We start from the raw sequence: 15,823 nt of genomic DNA on the forward strand, positions 1-15,823 counted from the left end.
GAGCAACTTTGAGCTTACTGCTGGCGCTGGCGCAAAAAGGCGGGTATGTCGAGGCCTTCCGGCTCGGGGCCATTGTGGCGATGCTCTTGTTGTGCCGGCCGGGGTTGCTGCACCGGCGCTATGGTGTCCTGGGCCGGCTGAATGCCGGTGGCGATCATGGTGACCTGAATGCTGTCGGTGAGCTCCGGGTCCAGAGTGATGCCCGACACCACGGTGGCGTCGTCGCCCACGCATTCGGCCACCCGGTCGCCGATCTTCTGAAAATCGTCGAGGCCGATGTCCGCCGAAGCCACCACGTTGAGCAGCACGCCCCGGGCGCGTTCCAGCTCTACCTTTTCCAGCAGCGGGTTGTTCAGCGCCTGCAGGGTGGCTTCTTCCACCTTGTTTTCGCCTTTGGCCAGGCCGATGCCCATCACCGCCTTGCCCTGCTGGCTCATGATGGTGCGCACGTCGGCAAAATCGATATTGATCAGGCCGGTCTGACCGATGATGTCGGCTAGGCCGCGCACCGCATTCTGAATGACCTTGCTGCTTTCGGAAAATGCCTTGAGCAGGGGAGTGCGGGCACCCAGCACCTTGAGCAGATAATCGTTGGGCAGCACCAGCAGGGCATCCGTGTGTTCGGCCAGAGTGTCGAGGCCCTGCTCGGCCACCTGAGCGCGCTTTTTGCCTTCAAAACCAAAGGGACGGGTGACGATGGCCACCGTCATAATGTTCATTTCCCGGGCCAGGCGGGCGACCACGGGAGCGGCGCCGGTGCCGGTGCCCCCTCCCATGCCGGCGGTAATAAAGCACAGATCCGCTCCCTGCAGCCGGGCGCGAATATCGGCTTCGCTTTCTTCGGCCGCATTGCGGCCTACTTCCGCTTCGGCACCTGCTCCCAGGCCCCGGGTCAGCTCCCGGCCCAGCTGCAGGGTTTCCACCCGGCATTGCTGCAGCGCCTTGGCATCGGTGTTCATGGCCATGGTGCTGACATGAGCCGGCAGATCGTAGTCGGCCAGCAGGTTAACGGTGTTGCCGCCACAACCGCCCACGCCCACCACGCTGATGCGGATGGTGTCGCAGTCGGGGTCGGCGGGCTCAAAAAGGATCTGATCCATCCTGGTCTCCGTGGAAAAACAAAAGGGCTGAACCAGTCAGCCCTCGCTATTTGTATGAATTAAGTAGCGTTACTTGGCGGTTTTCAGTGATTCCGGTGCCAGTACTTCTACCTTGCCTGCCATGTCAGTCAGCCAGCGACGAAATTCGGGCGAATCTTTGACGTCGGTTTCCACCATCATGCTTTGCTTGTCATAACGGGTCAATCGGGGATTGTGGCCCGGAATGGTTTCTTCCAGCATGGAACGGCTCGGATTGGCGATACGGCCCACGAAATGAATGGTGTCCGTTTCTTCCTGATAGCCCTTTTCACGGATCAGCTTGTTGACGCTGAATTCCCGCGGCTGGGTTACCGGCCGGCTGGTCAGCTCCACGTCCTTGATGTGCTCAAAGGGAATGCCGTAGATCTTGGGATCCATGTCCGATACGGTGCACAGCAGCATGGGACCGTCCTTGCGGGTGACGATGCCGAGCGGGTTGACCTGCTCATAACGCAGCCACACGGTACGGCCCTTGATCAGTCGCTTGATCTCGGCGCTGAACTTGCGGCCACGCCACAGGGCATCACGAATGGTGGTGGCCCGGCGCATTTCCGGACTGCCCGGGAACGGTCTGGGCAGCTGTACCACGTTTTCCATCCAGCGGCTGGCCAGCTCACTCTGGCTGTCGTTAATGACCTGAGTGGCCTTGTCGATGATGGGGTTGAGTTCGGTGAGCACGCTGGCCGGCAGCAAATCGGCAGCCTGGTCGTTCCAGGTCTTGAGCGCCATGGCCAGGCTCAGCGGCATAAAGTTGGCGAAGTCATTCAAACCATTGCGTTCAAAACACCAGCCATGGGGTTTGCTGCGATCATCCGAGGTCAGATCGAACAGGCCCATGCCCGACATTTCTTCCAGATCCCGCTGCACGGTCCGCAGGCTGACCTGAATTCCTTCTTCTTCCAGTTTCTCTTGCAGCTGGCGCGCGGTCAGCTTGTATGGACGGTAGGGAACACAGCGCGCCAGGGTCAGTTGTCTCAGCAGTTTCTTACTCATGGTTATGCCCTCTTGCTTGGGATGATTGTATCCTAGGCAGGGGGTGTGACAAGTTTTGACGCAACCTTTTTGAGGTGGAGTGTTGCCATTTTTCCACACATGTCGATTTGGGGACCATTTCTGACGCTGCAAAAGGCTTGTGCAAATGGTCCTGGTGGCTCTATAACTTACTGAAATAGCTGAGTCTTTATGGAGTCGTCATGAGGTTTCTGGCCATATTGGCGGTGCTGTGCGCAAGCCTGGTATGGGGGGCGCCGGTACCGCCCACCCCCTTTGAAAAAAACGAATTTATGGTGTTGCCCGACAGTCGCGACATTCATCAGTACCTTGTGGCGCTGGCAAAGGGGCACGAACGGGCCCGGCTGGTGACGCTGGGGAACTCAGCCGGCGGCCGCCCCATTGATGCCCTGCTGGTGTCGTCGTCACCGGTCTTTCTGCAGACGTTCCAGCCCGAGCCGGGCAAGGCTACCGTGCTGGTGCTGGCCGCCCAGCACGGCAACGAGCCGGCGGGGGCGGAGGCGGTGCAGCAGCTGGCACGGGAGCTGCTGAGCGGCCAGCATGCCGGCTTGCTGGAGCGGCTGAATCTGGTGCTGGTGGCCATGGCCAACCCGGATGGCCGTGATCTGTCCCGCCGTCACAACGCCAGTGATGAGAACACCAATATTGACTATGTGGCGCTCAACGCCGGCGAAACCCGGCTGCTGGTCAATGCCCTGCACCGTTTTGATCCGGATCTGGTATACGACGCCCACGAGTCCGGTATATGGAAGCGCCAGCTCACCCGGGAGCAGGGCTGGCTGACCGATGTGGAAACCCAGTTCGAAACCGGCAACAACCCCAATATCGATGGTCGCCTGCGCGACTATACCGAGCGCCGGCTGTTGCCGGCGCTGGTGCAAAGAGTCACTCAGGCAGGACTGGAAGCTGCCCCCTACCGGGGCGAAGTGACACAACTTGGGCAGAGTGTGGCACGGGGCGGGCTGGGTATTACCAATCTGCGTAACTATGCCGCCCTGCAGGGGCGGGTGTCGGTGCTGATCGAGAGCCGGCTGGATCACAAGGCCGGCCGTTACGCCACGCCGCGCAATATTGCTGAACGGGTGCGCAAGCAGCATCTTGCCTTGCTGACCCTGCTGCAGCTGACCGCCGACGAGGTTCCCCGACTGGTCCCCCTGTCACGGCAGGCGCGCACTGGCTGGCGTTCCGCCGCCGGTGACGGCCGCGTTCTGTGGATGGATGTGCGTTTTGGCCGCAACCCCGAACAGCCCGAGCTGTGGCTGCCGCTGGTGCGCCTGACCGATGGCGAGCGTCGTTTCCATGCCTTTGCCAACCATGACCGTATTATCACCGGCGAGCCGGTGACCATACCATGGGCCTATGCGGTGACCCGGGAGCGGGAACGCATGGCACGCTGGCTGGGCCATCACCATATTCGTTTTGAAACAATTCGGGCTCCTCGCCGGGTGGATGCCGAACGTCTGTTGATTGAGGCAGTGCGGCCCCCGTCTGGCTCAAGGCCGGGCATACGTGAGAAATGGCGGGTGCAGGCCAGCACCGAGCCAGCCACACTGACGCTGGGACCCGGTGATTTGCTGGTTCCCATGGATCAGCCCCTGGGGCCGCTGGCGGCGCTGATGCTGGATGCACGCTCCGCCAATGCCCTTTATCAGGAAGAAAACTGGCGCTGGCTGATGCCGGGAGACTTTCCGGTGTTTCCGGTGTGGGCAAAGGGGCCCGGCATTAAGCAACAGAACTGACGCCGGGCGCCCGGCGTTACAGTGCCAGCCAGGACAGGGGGGACTTGCTCATGGCGACGCCGTAGATGTAGGCGAAAATGGCGATGGAGGCCACAGCCGCCACCAGGCGTTGCTGTTGTGTCTTGCCGCGTTTGATGGCGATGGTGCCGACCACGATATACAGCACCAGCGCCACCACCTTGGCGGTGAGCCAGGGGCTGTTGCCAAAGGGGATCTGGTTAATGTTCACTGCCAGCCAGATACCGCACAGCAGCAGCAGGGTGTCGTTGATATGGGGCAGTATTTTCAGCAGCTTGTTGCTGACCCGGGCGGGTGAAGGGACGGCCAGCCAGGCTCTCAGCATAAACAGTACAATACTGAGTATGGCAAACATCATATGGGCATGTTTTACGGCAAGATAAGACATGTTGACTCCGGACAAAGCGGTAGAATGAAAAATGAGTGACGCTAGCATAACCGTTTGGCGCCGGCCTGAATACCGGTGGCGGCGGACCAGACTCGCGGATGCCGCGGGCCTGGAGCAGCCTGAACAAGAGAGGTAACCACCAATGAAAAAGAGTTTATTGAGTCTGGCTCTGTTGCTGGCGGGACCGGCGCTGGCGGCACCGGTCACCGTATACAAGTCGCCTGCCTGCGGCTGCTGCGAAGACTGGGTAGCGCACATGCGCGAGTCCGGCTTTGAGGTGAACAGTATCGATACCGAGCACATGGGGGCCATCAAGGCCAGAGCCGGCGTGAAGCGGGAGCTGGCATCCTGCCATACCGCCCATGTGGGTGGCTATGTCATCGAGGGCCATGTGCCGGCAGCAGATGTGAAGCGATTGCTGCAGCAGCAGCCTGAAGTGCGTGGCCTGACCATTCCGGGCATGCCCCAGAGTGCGCCGGGTATGGACATTCCCGGCACGCCCTATGAGGTGCTGAGCTTCGGTGAGCAGGGAGATACGGCGGTATTCAGTCGTTATCCAGGATGACCTCGTCCGGCTCAAAGGCGATAAAGCGCCGGCCCTTGATCACCAGGGTGCCGGTGGCATTGGGCACAAGCTGCTCGTAAAGGTGCTCGCTGACCTGAAACTCCCGCTCACGGCCGCCGCTGTGAGGCCTGAAACAGACATAGTAACTGACCCGGGGCGGAGGCAGGTCGGTTTCTTCCTGGCGAGCGCGCCCCATGAACTTGCGTACCTGCTTGCCGGTGATCACTACCCTGAGGCTGTGTTGAGGCTGAATATGGTCGTAAAAACGCCGGTACAGCTGCCGGCCTATCACCACGAAGGCGATGATAATAATGGCCCAGAGCACAAAGGTGTCCATGACTGCATCCTCCTTGTTGTTGGCTTCAGCTTAAAACCTGTGCCAGCTGGTGCAAGTGGATTTTGAGTATGAGGGGCGGTGTACGGTGGTTGCTGGCCTGCCTGGCTGTTCTGATGGGGACGACTTCGGTTCCGGCCCGGGTGCCGCCGCCCTGGCTGGAGCTGAGTGCCCGCCTGGAGCGGGCGCATGTACCCGCCTGTCCGAAGGAGTGGGCGCAGGGATTTGAGCTGCACTGGCGCGATGGCGCGCTGAGCGGCCGGCTGGCGCAACTCAGTCTGGATCTCGGCTGCTCGCGCAGCGGCAATCAGGGAGCGGAAGGGGAGCGGGATGCCCTGTCGCTGCTTCTGACCCTGCCCCCGGTCGACTTTGTCATTGAGCAGCTGGTGCTGCACCTGCCTCAGGGCGAGCTGAGCGGGCCGGCGCGGCTGCGCCGGGATGATACCGGCATGCATATTGACTGGCAGACAGGCAGCGGTGAGCTGACCTTGCTGCTGGCCCCCTGGAAGGGTGGCTGGCGCTGGCATGGCACCCTGCCGGGGCCGCTGCTGTTGCCGCTTCTCACCGGGCCTGTGCCCATGAAGGGGGAATGGCAGCCGGGGCAGGATCTGTACCTGAGCGCCACCACGGCGCTGCCGGCGCCACTGTCGGGTACTCTGCGCTTGCAGGGACGGCTGGGTCCCGGTGAACAGGGCTGGCAATGGCATCCGGATTCACGTCTGACCGTTGCCGGGCTCTCCTGGCAACGAGGACGGCTGAGCGGAATAACATTGCGGCCAGCAAGCGCGTTACCACTGAACGGCATAGGGCGCTGGACGCTGACCTGGCAGGATGGACGCTGGCAGCAGCAGCGCTTGCCCGGCGCACAGCTGGAGCTCAGCCTGACTGACCACCAGCATGGTGAACTGGCCTTGCGGCTGAGCCCGGGCGTGAAAGTGAGCGGTCACTGGCAGCGCAATGGCGGCCTGGCCCTGCAACTGCCCGAGCAGTCGCTGCCACTGGCGGCGGTGGCCTCCTGGCTGCATGGCTGGCTGGCATTGCCTGAGCTGGAGGTGGGTGGCGGTGAACTGAGGCTGTCGGTCCGGGCCGGCAACCTGCTGGATGCCAGTCAACCGGTGGCGCTGGATCTGGCCCTGAGTGACGGTGAGCTGGGCGCGGGCGGGGTGCTGGCACAGGGCGTGACCGGGCAGCTGGGGTTGCACTGGCGGCGCGGGCGGCTGGCGCTGAGCCCGGGCAGCGGCCTGACCATTGGCGAGCTCAACACCGGGGTGCCGGTCACGAACATGCATGCCGCCCTGGACTGGCGAGAGGGAGCGCTCTGGTTATCGGGACTCACCGGCAGAGTGCTGGAAGGCCGGCTGGCATTGTCGCCGATGAAACTGAGTGCTCACACACGGGGTGAGCTGCATCTGCAGGACATTTCCCTGGCGAAGTTGCTGAGTCTGGCGGCGGTGCCCGGGCTGACCGGCGATGGTGGCCTGCATGGCCGGCTGCCCTTTGTGTTCGACGGGCGTTTCAGTGTGGAAAACGGCCGGCTGTGGGGGCGTGACGGCTGGATATCCTATCAGGCCGGTGATGCCCTGCTCGCTTCGGCAGAAGACAATCTTTCCCTTGGCCTGACCCTGGGCATGCTTGAGGATCTGCGTTATCGCCGGTTGGAGGCCGAGCTGGCCATGACCCCGGACGGCCAGGCCGTTATTGTCAGCCGGCTGCGGGGCCAGGCGCCGGTCAGCGGGCGCATGCATCCGGTCAACTTCAATTACCGGCATGAGGAAAACCTGTTACAGTTGCTGGAAAGCCTGCGTTTTGCCGGGCAACTGAGCGAGCGGCTGCCGGCCAGGCTGCAAGGGGGAAGCAACGAATGAAAGTAGCAATCCTGGTGTTCTGGAGCCTGTGGCTGGCGGCCTGCACCCCCAGGGTGGAGGTCATGGTGCCCGACAAACCGATTACGGTGAACCTGAATGTCAAGGTGGATCACGAGATTCGGGTGCGGGTGGATCGGGAGCTGGAAAAACTGTTTGAACAAGAGCAGGAGCTGTTCTGAGGAGGTTGATATGCGATGGTTGGCTATGATACTGGCGGCAACCCTGAGCCTGTCGGCCTGGGCGCTGGACCTGCAGCAGGCCAAACGGCAGGGGCTTATCGGTGAACAGCTTAACGGCCTGGTGGGGGCGGTGCAGAACGGTGGCCAGGTCAGCGCCATTGTCGGCGATATCAACCGCAAACGGCTGGAAAGCTACCGGGACATCGCCCGCAAAACCGGCACCAGCCTGGCGGTGGTACAGGCCCGGGCCGGCCAGCTTAATATTGAGCGCACCCCTTCCGGACAATATGTTCAGCTGGCCGACGGGCGCTGGCAACGTAAGTAGTCACTTCCCTTGAAAAAGCCGCACCATGCGGCTTCATTTGACTTTGTTTCCCGTTTTATTTGGCATTTTTTACCGGTTTTACTGGCTGGCGTCGTATTCTGAAGATAATATCTGTTCGTTTTTTGTACGGATCGAAAAGGAGTGACGCGTGCGTAATAGGGTAAGGCTTTGCCTGATGTTAGCATGGGTGGCGTGTGCCAAACCCTATGCCAAAGGAACCAACGTGGAAGTGAAACCACCTGTCGCCAAGAAAATTCCCCATGTGCTCTACAACCACGATGATTTTCGGGTAGACAACTATCACTGGATGCGTGACGACGAGCGTGAAGACCCCGCCGTGCTGGAGTATCTGGAGCAGGAAAACCAGTACAGTGAGCGAGTGCTGACTCCGCTGGATGACCTTCAGGAAAAACTGTTTCAGGAAATGGTGGCGCGCATTCGTCAGGACGACAACAGTGTGCCCTATCTGAAACAGGGCTGGTGGTATCGTACCCGTTACCAGCAGGGGCAGGAATACGGTATTACCGAGCGCTATCCGGAAAGCAATCCGGAGCAGGTAGAAGTACTGCTTGACGGCAACCAGCGGGCCGAGGGTCAGGGCTATTACGGCCAGGGCCAGATGGCGGTAAGCCCGGATCAGCAGACGTTGGCGTTCTCTGAAGACTTTGTGTCCCGGCGTCAGTACCAGATCCGCTTCAAGTCGCTGGAAACCGGCGAGCTGTATCCCGAGGTGCTGGAAAACACCTCCGGCAATCTGGTGTGGGCCAAGGACGGCAAAACCCTGTTTTACGTGAAACAGGATGACAGCACCCTGCTGCCCTTTCAGGTGTACCGTCACACCCTCGGCACCGACCAGAGCGAAGACGTGCTGGTGCATGAAGAAGCGGACAGCAGCTTCTACACCAGCCTCTACAAGAGTCGCTCCGGAGACTATATCTTTATTGGCGCCTGGAATACCGACGCCAGCGAAGTACACATGATTGCCGCCGATGATCCAGAGGCCGAGCCTCAGCTGTTTATGGCCCGCAAGCACGGCCATGAGTACGATCTGGAGCATTATCAGGGCCGGTTCTATGTACGCTCCAACAAGGACGGCGCCAACTTTGGCCTTTATGTGACCGACGAGGCCAACACCCCCGATCAGTGGCAGCCGGTGATTCCCGCCCGGGACGACGTGCTGCTGGAAGGCTATGCCCTGTTCCGCGACTGGCTGGTGCTGGAAGAGCGCAGCGAGGGTCTGCTGCATTTGCGCCAGATACACCGCCAGGACGGCCGCGAGCGCCAGATCCAGTTTGATGATCCCGCCTATGTGAGCTGGATGGGCACCAACCCCGAGGCCGACACTCCCTGGCTGCGTTACGGTTATTCTTCGATGACCCGGCCGGTGACCATTTATGAAGTGAACATGGATACCCAGGAGCGACGGGAGCTCAAGCAGCAGTATGTGGGTGAGGATTTCAATGCCGATGACTACCGCAGCGAGCGGGTCTGGGTGACCGCCCGGGACGGTGTAAAAGTGCCGGTGTCGCTGGTGTACCGGGCCGACAAGTTTAAAGGCGATGGCAGCAACCCGCTGCTGGTGTATGCCTACGGCTCTTACGGCGCCAGCATGGATCCGGACTTCAGCAGCGCCCGCCTGAGCCTGCTGGATCGGGGCTTTGTCTATGCCATTGCCCATGTACGGGGCGGCGAGGAGCTGGGCCGGGACTGGTATGATCAGGGCCGGCTGATGAGCAAGCAGAACACCTTTAACGACTTTATCGACGTCACCAAATCCCTGGTGCAGCAGGGCTACGGCGACAAGCACAATGTGTTTGCCTCGGGTGGCAGCGCCGGTGGCCTGCTGGTGGGCGCCGTGGTCAATATGGCGCCGGAGCTGTACAAGGGCGTAGTGGCCGCAGTGCCCTTTGTGGACGTGGTCACCACCATGCTGGACGAGTCTATTCCGCTCACTACCGGTGAGTACGGCGAGTGGGGCAACCCCAACGACGCCGACTATTACCACTACATGAAGTCCTACAGCCCCTACGATCAGGTGAAACCGCAGGACTACCCCAACATGCTGGTGACCACCGGTCTGCACGACTCCCAGGTACAATACTGGGAACCGGCCAAGTGGGTGGCCAAGCTGCGTGAGATGAAGACCGACGACAACCTGCTGCTGCTGCACTGCGACATGGACAGCGGCCACGGTGGCAAGTCCGGCCGGTTTGAGTCTTATCACGAGCTGGCCCGGGAATACGCCTTCCTGCTGGCCCTGGCCGACGAAGAGCAGGGCACTCAGCTGGCCGCCGGCCTGAACGCCCCGGACGACGAAGAAACCCGCTGATTTGCCTGCAAGAGAGAAGCAAAAGGGCCGCAATGCGGCCCTTTTGATCGTTGTCTGCTCATTGGGTGCAAGTGCGAAGCACCGGCCGGGTTACCTGCGCCGACACGCTTCAGGCCCCTCCTTGGGACGCTCGGCAAATGCCATCCTTGGCATTTGACGTTCGGCTCCGGTAATCCCGGCAGTTGCTTCGTTGTGACCCTACAGTCGCATAACGGATGTATCTGGCAGCTCGGTGCCGAACGAGGAGGACAAAGGGTGTCTGTTTCGCCGTACCCTCTGCGCCATGGATGGCGCAGTGGAGCCTACAGGGAAGTATTCACGGCGTGTCGGCGAAGCAGTGCGCTTTGTCCGACGGAGTTGCACCAGGCTAACAGACGACAAAGCAAAAGGGCCGCAATGCGGCCCTTTTCTGTTTCTGGAAAGCAGTCGGATTCAGCCGCCGATGGACTGAATAATCACCACCAGCACCAGTACCGGGCACACAAAGCGCACGTACCAGGGCCAGATTTTCCAGAACAGGCCCTGCTCTACCTCGGGGCAGCCGGCTTTCAGCTCGGCCAGCACCTTGTTGCGCTGCCACACCCAGCCGGCGTAAATGGTGATGCACAGGCTGACCAGAGGCTGGGCGTACTGGGTGGTAAGAGTAATGATCAGCCCGAACAGGCTGCCGAAGTTGAACACGATAATAACGCTGACCAGGGTGCACAGGGCGGTCATCAGCCAGGTGGCCTTGAGTCGCGACATACCGGTACTCTCAATGGCCAGGGACACCGGTGCTTCCAGCATGGAGATGGAGGAGGTCAGCGCCGCCACTATCATCAGCATAAAGAAGGCAAAGGCGATCAGATACTGGGCCTGGCCCATGGTTTCGAACAGCGCCGGCAGCACCGAGAACACCAGGGTGTCGGAGCTCAGCAGGCTGCCGTCCTCGGCGAAAATGGCCACGCCGTTGTGCTGGGCCACATACATGGCCGGCAAAATCAGCAGGCCGGCGAGAAAGGCCACGCTGGTGTCGAGCAGGGTTACCTGGGCCGCCAGCGCCGGAATGCTGGACTGACGGCTGAGGTAGGAGCCATACAGCATCATGACCGCGGCCCCCAGCGACAGGGAGAAAAAGCTCTGGCCCAGGGCACCGATCAGCACGTCCCGGTTCAGCACCCGGGAGAAGTCGGGCACCAGGTAGGCGCGCAGGCCTTCACCGGCGCCGGGCTGGGTCAGCATATAACCGGTCAGTATCACCAGCATCAGCAGCAGCAGTGGCATCAGCCGGCTCGACCACTTTTCAATGCCCTGCTCCAGACCGCGGCTCACCACATACAGGCTGAGCAGAGCGAATGCCAGGGTAAACACCAGATTGCGCGGGGTGGAAAAGCCGGTAAGCCAGGTGGCGGCGGCATGTTGCCCAAACAGGCTGGCGACGGGCTCCAGGGCATAGGCGATAAACCAGCCCGAGACGATGGCGTAAAAAGTGAAAATCAGGCTGACGGTCAGCACCGCCGCCAGCCCGACCAGGCCGGCAATGGTCCTGCCGGGGCCCTTGCCGGTGAGCTTTTGCAGGGCGTGAAAGGGGCCGGCCTGACCATGACGGCCGATGGTGATCTCGGCCACCAGCATGGGATAGCCCAGCAGCAGTATCATCAGCAGATACATCAGCAGAAAGGCGCCGCCGCCGTTGCTGGCTGCCTGCGTGGGGAAGCCCCATATGTTACCCACCCCGATAGCCGAGCCGGCGGCGGCCATCACAAATCCCAGCCTGCTGCTGAATTGCGCCCTTGCGTTCACGTTTGCTTGCTCCCAAATACTGTAAAGATTGGTGTACGTCTTGCTTCAACAGAAAATGGCGAAGACTATGGAGTTTTGCAGAGTTTTTGTCAAAGGAAAGCGGAAGTCGCAGATTTCGGTAGGGCGCTGTGTCATTGACGGGGCGGAAAATAGGGTAAAAAAGGAAGCGTTGGCGTGTTGCTCAGCGCTGTGATGCGGCGGGTATTTGCGGTTCGGACTGCTAACAATCACAAATTGAACCATCGGGGCTGACCGGCCCGGCACAACAAGGTATGATTCGGCCATTAACGTTTTGAGCGTGGTGTGTCGTGGGCGTTCGCGCACAACAAAAAGAGAAGACCCGGCGGTCTCTGGTGGAGGCCGCGTTTCGTCAGCTCAGTGCCGAGCGCAGCTTTTCCAGTCTCAGTCTGCGTGAAGTGGCCCGTGAAGCCGGGCTGGCGCCGACTTCCTTTTACCGTCATTTCAAGGATATGGAAGAACTGGGGCTGACGCTGGTGGATGAAGGCGGCCTGACTCTGCGTCAGCTGATGCGTCAGGCGCGTCAGCGCATTGCCGATGGTGGCAGTGTGATTCAGATTTCGGTAAAAACCTTTATGGAATTTATCGATAACAGCCCCGATGTGTTCCGGTTGTTGTTGCGGGAACGATCAGGCACTTCTGCGGCCTTTCGTCAGGCGGTGGCGCGGGAGATCCAGCATTTTACCGCCGAGCTCACCGACTATCTGGAAGAGAAGCAAAAGACCAGCCGTGACTATGCCGAGGCTCAGGCCCAGGCCATGGTCACCATAGTGTTCAGTGCCGGCGCCGATGCGCTGGACATGAACGATGAAGAGCGTGCCGTGCTGGCGGAGCGCATGATTCTGCAACTGCGCATGATCGCCAAGGGCGCAGATGCATATAACAAGGCAAAACGGCTCTAGGCCTTAAATCAGGAAGGATCACTATGTCTGGAAAAAAGAATGTTCGCCGTAAACCCATTTTGCTGGCGCTGCTGGTGGGCCTGTGTGGCAACGCCACCCTGGCCACCCTCAGCGTAAGCGAGCTGGCGTTTTCCGTATTCCCCATTATCTCTCTGGTGCTGGCAGCTTACATGCTGTATCAGGAGTATCTGAGTTCGCCCATGGAGGGTGACACCCCGGTCTGTGCTCTGCTGAGCTTTCTGATCGGTGTGTTTGGTTACTCCGCCTTTTTGCGCACCCAGTTTCCGGAAATGGGTACCAACTATCTGTCGGTGATGATCACCCTGGTGCTGGTGATCTGGCTGGCTATCAAGATGGGTGTGGCCGAGCGTCCGGAACCCAAGGTCGAAGCCGAGAAGTAATCTCTTCTCTCTGCTTCGAGCTAAAAAACCCGCCATTTTGGCGGGTTTTTTTTAGGCATCCTTCTCCACCGGCAGGTGAGCAGAGCCGCCCCATTCGGTCCAGGAGCCGTCGTACACGGCGATATGGTTGTGACCAGCCAGCTCGGCCCCCAGTGCCAGGATGGCGGCAGTGACCCCGGAGCCACAACTGCACACCAGTTTCTGCCCTGTGTTCACCAGCGGGGCAAATTTTTCTGCCAGCCGCTCGGCCGGCAACAGGCGGCCGTTTTCCAGCAGCTCGTTAAAGGGCAGGCAGACGGCGCCGGGCATATGGCCGGGACGCACGCCCGGACGGGGATCGGCGACGGCACCGCTGAAACGTTCGCGGCTGCGGGCATCCAGCACCCGGCTGCCGTCGTCCTGCAGCGCCTGCTCCACCTCGGTGGCATCGGCAATCCACTGCGGCTGACGGTGAGCGATAAACCGGCCGGGTTCAACGGGGGCAGGTTCATCCTGCTCCAGCGGCAGGCCGGCCTGCTGCCAGGCGGGCAGGCCGCCGTTGAGCACGGCAACCCTGTCGTGCCCCATGGCGCGGAACATCCACCAGACTCTGGGAGCGGCAAAGATGCCCAGACTGTCGTAGATGACGATGGTCTGGTGGTTGCTGATGCCCAGGGCTGATACCTCTCTGGAAAACAGCGCCTCGTCCGGCAGCATATGGGGCAGGCTGGCATGCTGATCCTTGATGCGGCCGTCAAAGTCAAAGAAGCGGGCACCGGGAATGCGTTGCTGCCGCCATTCCTCCAGGCCATTGCGGCCGCTGGCGGGCATGTGCCAGCTGGCGTCCAGCACCACCAGATCGGGGTGATTCAGGTGTTGCGCCAGCCACTGTGGTTCCACCAGCACCGATGGTAATTCCAGTTTGTTCATAAAACCTCCCTTAACAGACATTCTGATCCTAAGTAAGCCGTATCGGGCGCGCCACCATTTTGTTACCGGGAACAGCCATAACGAAAAGAACCCGGCCGCTTGTGCGAGATCTCTTACTTTGCGTGTGGGAGAAGGCGCTTTTGTTTACGGACTGCAGCCCGGACTTTTTTATTTTTCCTTTTATAAACATTAGTTTGTATCTCATGTGCATATTGTGGAAGCTTGCCTTGAACGTTTTGGTACCACTCAGCCGCTTGAGGCAAAATGAAAGTTCCCTATAGTTAGAAGGGCAAGGAGCAAGGAAAGTGGGTCAGGACAGACCGGCTGCCAGGAACGGCGAAAGGAACCCCGCAGGATGCGGTAAGGGACACCTCCCAGGACGGAGACAGTCTAGCAGCTCAGGATGAACTGCGGTCAGGATGACCAAAAGGACACGCCGACGGAACGGTAAGAGGATCGCCTTAAGGAAAAGGTATTGTCAGGGATTGCAGGGAGCAACTTGGTTTACGGACTAACCATACGACAACCCAAAAGGGGGTGACATGATGTCACCCCCTTTTTCTATTGTGCGTTCGGAAGGGAATGAATGAGCGACTGGATACCTGTATTTGAAGCGGCCAACAGCCTGGAGGCGCATACCCTCAAGGGTGCGCTGGAAAGCCGTGGCATGGCCGTGCAGCTGAGAGGTGAGGCTCTGTCGGGGGCCCTTGGCGAGTTGCCCATGGATGTGGCCCAGGTCACTCTGCTGGTACAGAAACGAGACTGGCAACGGGCAAGAGCGTTTTTGCAGGAGTATCAGCAGAAGGAAAAACGCACCTGGCATTGCGCTCAGTGCGGCGAGGAAAATGACGCCAGCTTTGAGATCTGCTGGCGGTGCGGGGGCGGCCCGAAAGATTAGCAGGGCGGCAGGTATCATATGGAGCGCAGGCTGTCCGCGCTCCACGAAATGCCGTAGCAGTTACACAAAAAGTGATGGGTTTCAGCGCTTTTGTTGTTCGCTCAGTTCTTTCAGGCGGGCGCGGTGGCGGTGCATGGCAAAGGAGCCGAATACCAGCACTTCCAGGTAGTCGCCGGCGCTGGGGTTGAGCAGGCTGGACACCTGTTTCAGCATCAGCATCTGCAGCCCGTGCATTACCAGCACCACGGCACCCAGGATCAGCGGCATGGAGCCGGCCTCTTCAAAACCGGGGCCGAGCAGGGCGTAGATGATGCCGGCCCAGAACGTCAGCATCACCAGCCGCATCAGCAGGTTAAGTACCTTCATTATTTCATTTGCTCCCTTTGGTAGAGTTGATAACTGACCTGGCCGGCCTGCTTGTCTTTGTGCAGAGACCAGTGGGCGGGCAGGGTGGGCAATGCTAGTCCCTGTTCCCGTTCGATATAGATAAGGGCATTGTCGGCAAGCCAGCCGTTTTGTTCCAGCAGCTCACACACGTGAGGCAGCAGTTCCTTGTGAAAGGGCGGATCGAGGAACACCACATCAAAAGGTGTGGCCGGCTGCTGCAGAAACTGTACGGCATCGGCCTGCACTACAGTGCCCGGGGCCGCCGGCAGGCTGGCCAGATTGCGCTTCAGCTGGCCGGCCACGGTGGCGTCTTTTTCCACCATCACCACCTCGGCAGCATGGCGGGACAAGGCCTCAAAGCCCAGGCTGCCGCTGCCGGCGAACAGATCCAGACAGCGCCTTCCGCGAATATCAAACATCAGCCAGTTGAACAGGGTTTCCTTGACTCTGTCTGTGGTGGGTCTGAGTCCTTCGCTGTGTAATACCGGCAGTTTTCGCCCACGCCACTGGCCGCCGATAAGCCGGATCTGGCCGCTGGCCGCAGCGCTTTTTTTTGCCGGTTTTGCTTTTGCCATCTCGTTTCGCCGTCTTTCAATAAAGTGCTAGTATAAGGCGGTTTTGCATCCCCCAAGGG

The 15,823-nt window shown here is 60.2% G+C and carries 16 protein-coding genes and 1 pseudogene; 9 read left to right on the forward strand and 8 right to left on the reverse strand.

Going from position 1 to position 15,823, the window contains the following annotated elements; genetic code table 11:
* Positions 1-14 precede the first annotated feature (14 nt).
* Positions 15-1,100, reverse strand: coding sequence for a cell division protein FtsZ (gene ftsZ / locus DA373_RS09860; protein WP_107852140.1), 1,086 nt, complete (start codon positions 1,098-1,100; stop codon positions 15-17).
* A gap of 69 nt (positions 1,101-1,169) precedes the next feature.
* Complete coding sequence (locus tag DA373_RS09865; protein WP_107852141.1) at positions 1,170-2,132, reverse strand: helix-turn-helix transcriptional regulator; 963 nt, start codon at positions 2,130-2,132, stop codon at positions 1,170-1,172.
* Between the two features lie 200 nt (positions 2,133-2,332).
* Between DA373_RS09865 and DA373_RS09870 the strand changes: the two are divergent.
* Positions 2,333-3,886 (forward strand): annotated as a pseudogene (locus DA373_RS09870) (M14 family zinc carboxypeptidase); the annotation flags it as partial.
* A gap of 19 nt (positions 3,887-3,905) precedes the next feature.
* Here the strand turns inward: DA373_RS09870 and DA373_RS09875 are convergent.
* On the reverse strand, positions 3,906-4,295 hold the full coding sequence (locus DA373_RS09875) for a SirB2 family protein (protein WP_107852142.1): 390 nt from the start codon (positions 4,293-4,295) through the stop codon (positions 3,906-3,908).
* 142 nt (positions 4,296-4,437) lie between these two features.
* Between DA373_RS09875 and DA373_RS09880 the strand changes: the two genes are divergently transcribed.
* A complete protein-coding gene (locus DA373_RS09880) occupies positions 4,438-4,860 on the forward strand; it encodes a DUF411 domain-containing protein (protein WP_107852143.1) in 423 nt (140 codons plus the stop codon).
* On the opposite strand, the gene DA373_RS09885 is transcribed toward DA373_RS09880, so the two are convergent.
* On the reverse strand, positions 4,841-5,197 hold the full coding sequence (locus DA373_RS09885; RefSeq protein WP_107852144.1) for a DUF2500 domain-containing protein: 357 nt from the start codon (positions 5,195-5,197) through the stop codon (positions 4,841-4,843). The two genes, DA373_RS09880 and DA373_RS09885, sit on opposite strands and share 20 nt — an antisense overlap.
* Before the next feature lie 68 nt (positions 5,198-5,265).
* On the opposite strand from DA373_RS09885, the gene DA373_RS09890 reads away from it, so the two are divergent.
* From DA373_RS09890 to DA373_RS09905, 4 genes are all read left to right on the forward strand, one after another.
* Positions 5,266-7,059 (forward strand): YdbH domain-containing protein, encoded by a 1,794-nt coding sequence (locus DA373_RS09890; RefSeq protein ID WP_107852145.1) that lies wholly within the window; start codon positions 5,266-5,268, stop codon positions 7,057-7,059.
* Positions 7,056-7,238 (forward strand): YnbE family lipoprotein, encoded by a 183-nt coding sequence (locus tag DA373_RS09895; RefSeq protein ID WP_107852146.1) that lies wholly within the window; start codon positions 7,056-7,058, stop codon positions 7,236-7,238. Before DA373_RS09890 ends, DA373_RS09895 begins: the two co-directional genes overlap by 4 nt.
* 10 nt (positions 7,239-7,248) lie before the next feature.
* Entirely contained in the window at positions 7,249-7,563 is a 315-nt protein-coding gene (locus tag DA373_RS09900) for a YdbL family protein (protein WP_232821243.1), read from the forward strand.
* Between the two features lie 175 nt (positions 7,564-7,738).
* Complete coding sequence (locus DA373_RS09905; protein ID WP_232821244.1) at positions 7,739-9,892, forward strand: S9 family peptidase; 2,154 nt, start codon at positions 7,739-7,741, stop codon at positions 9,890-9,892.
* 432 nt (positions 9,893-10,324) lie between these two features.
* Here DA373_RS09905 and DA373_RS09910 read toward each other — a convergent pair whose 3' ends face one another.
* Positions 10,325-11,674 (reverse strand): sodium-dependent transporter, encoded by a 1,350-nt coding sequence (locus DA373_RS09910; protein WP_107852148.1) that lies wholly within the window; start codon positions 11,672-11,674, stop codon positions 10,325-10,327.
* Between the two features lie 308 nt (positions 11,675-11,982).
* Here DA373_RS09910 and fabR point away from each other — a divergent pair, with 308 nt between their 5' ends.
* Positions 11,983-12,594 (forward strand): HTH-type transcriptional repressor FabR, encoded by a 612-nt coding sequence (gene fabR, locus DA373_RS09915; RefSeq protein WP_107852149.1) that lies wholly within the window; start codon positions 11,983-11,985, stop codon positions 12,592-12,594.
* Positions 12,595-12,617: 23 nt separating this feature from the next.
* Entirely contained in the window at positions 12,618-12,995 is a 378-nt protein-coding gene (locus tag DA373_RS09920; RefSeq protein ID WP_107852150.1) for a YijD family membrane protein, read from the forward strand.
* 51 nt (positions 12,996-13,046) lie between these two features.
* Here DA373_RS09920 and DA373_RS09925 read toward each other — a convergent pair whose 3' ends face one another.
* Positions 13,047-13,904: a sulfurtransferase gene (locus DA373_RS09925; RefSeq protein WP_107852151.1), complete on the reverse strand. Its 858-nt coding sequence runs from the start codon at positions 13,902-13,904 to the stop codon at positions 13,047-13,049.
* A 586-nt stretch (positions 13,905-14,490) separates the two neighbouring features.
* Here DA373_RS09925 and DA373_RS09930 point away from each other — a divergent pair.
* On the forward strand, positions 14,491-14,802 hold the full coding sequence (locus DA373_RS09930; RefSeq protein ID WP_107852152.1) for a putative signal transducing protein: 312 nt from the start codon (positions 14,491-14,493) through the stop codon (positions 14,800-14,802).
* Between the two features lie 81 nt (positions 14,803-14,883).
* Here the strand turns inward: DA373_RS09930 and DA373_RS09935 are convergent, their stop codons facing one another.
* Positions 14,884-15,168 (reverse strand): DUF1145 domain-containing protein, encoded by a 285-nt coding sequence (locus tag DA373_RS09935; protein ID WP_107852153.1) that lies wholly within the window; start codon positions 15,166-15,168, stop codon positions 14,884-14,886.
* A complete protein-coding gene (gene rsmD, locus DA373_RS09940) occupies positions 15,168-15,764 on the reverse strand; it encodes a 16S rRNA (guanine(966)-N(2))-methyltransferase RsmD (RefSeq protein ID WP_107852154.1) in 597 nt (198 codons plus the stop codon). The genes DA373_RS09935 and rsmD overlap by 1 nt, the downstream gene beginning before the upstream one ends.
* Positions 15,765-15,823: the final 59 nt, after the last annotated feature.

The sequence above is a fragment of the Oceanimonas marisflavi genome (genome assembly GCF_003049725.1).
Classification (GTDB): domain Bacteria; phylum Pseudomonadota; class Gammaproteobacteria; order Enterobacterales; family Aeromonadaceae; genus Oceanimonas; species Oceanimonas marisflavi.

What these genes read in the sequence shown, in the direction of transcription:
- DA373_RS09885 (WP_107852144.1), bottom strand. Translation starts at nt 5,197, where the DNA reads ATGGACACCTTTGTGCTCTGGGCCATTATTATCATCGCCTTCGTGGTG.
- DA373_RS09925 (WP_107852151.1), bottom strand. Translation starts at nt 13,904, where the DNA reads ATGAACAAACTGGAATTACCATCGGTGCTGGTGGAACCACAGTGGCTG.
- DA373_RS09935 (WP_107852153.1), bottom strand. Translation starts at nt 15,168, where the DNA reads ATGAAGGTACTTAACCTGCTGATGCGGCTGGTGATGCTGACGTTCTGG.
- ftsZ (WP_107852140.1), bottom strand. Translation starts at nt 1,100, where the DNA reads ATGGATCAGATCCTTTTTGAGCCCGCCGACCCCGACTGCGACACCATC.
- DA373_RS09900 (WP_232821243.1), top strand. Translation starts at nt 7,249, where the DNA reads ATGCGATGGTTGGCTATGATACTGGCGGCAACCCTGAGCCTGTCGGCC.
- DA373_RS09865 (WP_107852141.1), bottom strand. Translation starts at nt 2,132, where the DNA reads ATGAGTAAGAAACTGCTGAGACAACTGACCCTGGCGCGCTGTGTTCCC.
- DA373_RS09920 (WP_107852150.1), top strand. Translation starts at nt 12,618, where the DNA reads ATGTCTGGAAAAAAGAATGTTCGCCGTAAACCCATTTTGCTGGCGCTG.
- DA373_RS09895 (WP_107852146.1), top strand. Translation starts at nt 7,056, where the DNA reads ATGAAAGTAGCAATCCTGGTGTTCTGGAGCCTGTGGCTGGCGGCCTGC.
- rsmD (WP_107852154.1), bottom strand. Translation starts at nt 15,764, where the DNA reads ATGGCAAAAGCAAAACCGGCAAAAAAAAGCGCTGCGGCCAGCGGCCAG.
- DA373_RS09905 (WP_232821244.1), top strand. Translation starts at nt 7,739, where the DNA reads ATGTTAGCATGGGTGGCGTGTGCCAAACCCTATGCCAAAGGAACCAAC.
- DA373_RS09880 (WP_107852143.1), top strand. Translation starts at nt 4,438, where the DNA reads ATGAAAAAGAGTTTATTGAGTCTGGCTCTGTTGCTGGCGGGACCGGCG.
- DA373_RS09875 (WP_107852142.1), bottom strand. Translation starts at nt 4,295, where the DNA reads ATGTCTTATCTTGCCGTAAAACATGCCCATATGATGTTTGCCATACTC.
- DA373_RS09930 (WP_107852152.1), top strand. Translation starts at nt 14,491, where the DNA reads ATGAGCGACTGGATACCTGTATTTGAAGCGGCCAACAGCCTGGAGGCG.
- DA373_RS09890 (WP_107852145.1), top strand. Translation starts at nt 5,266, where the DNA reads ATGAGGGGCGGTGTACGGTGGTTGCTGGCCTGCCTGGCTGTTCTGATG.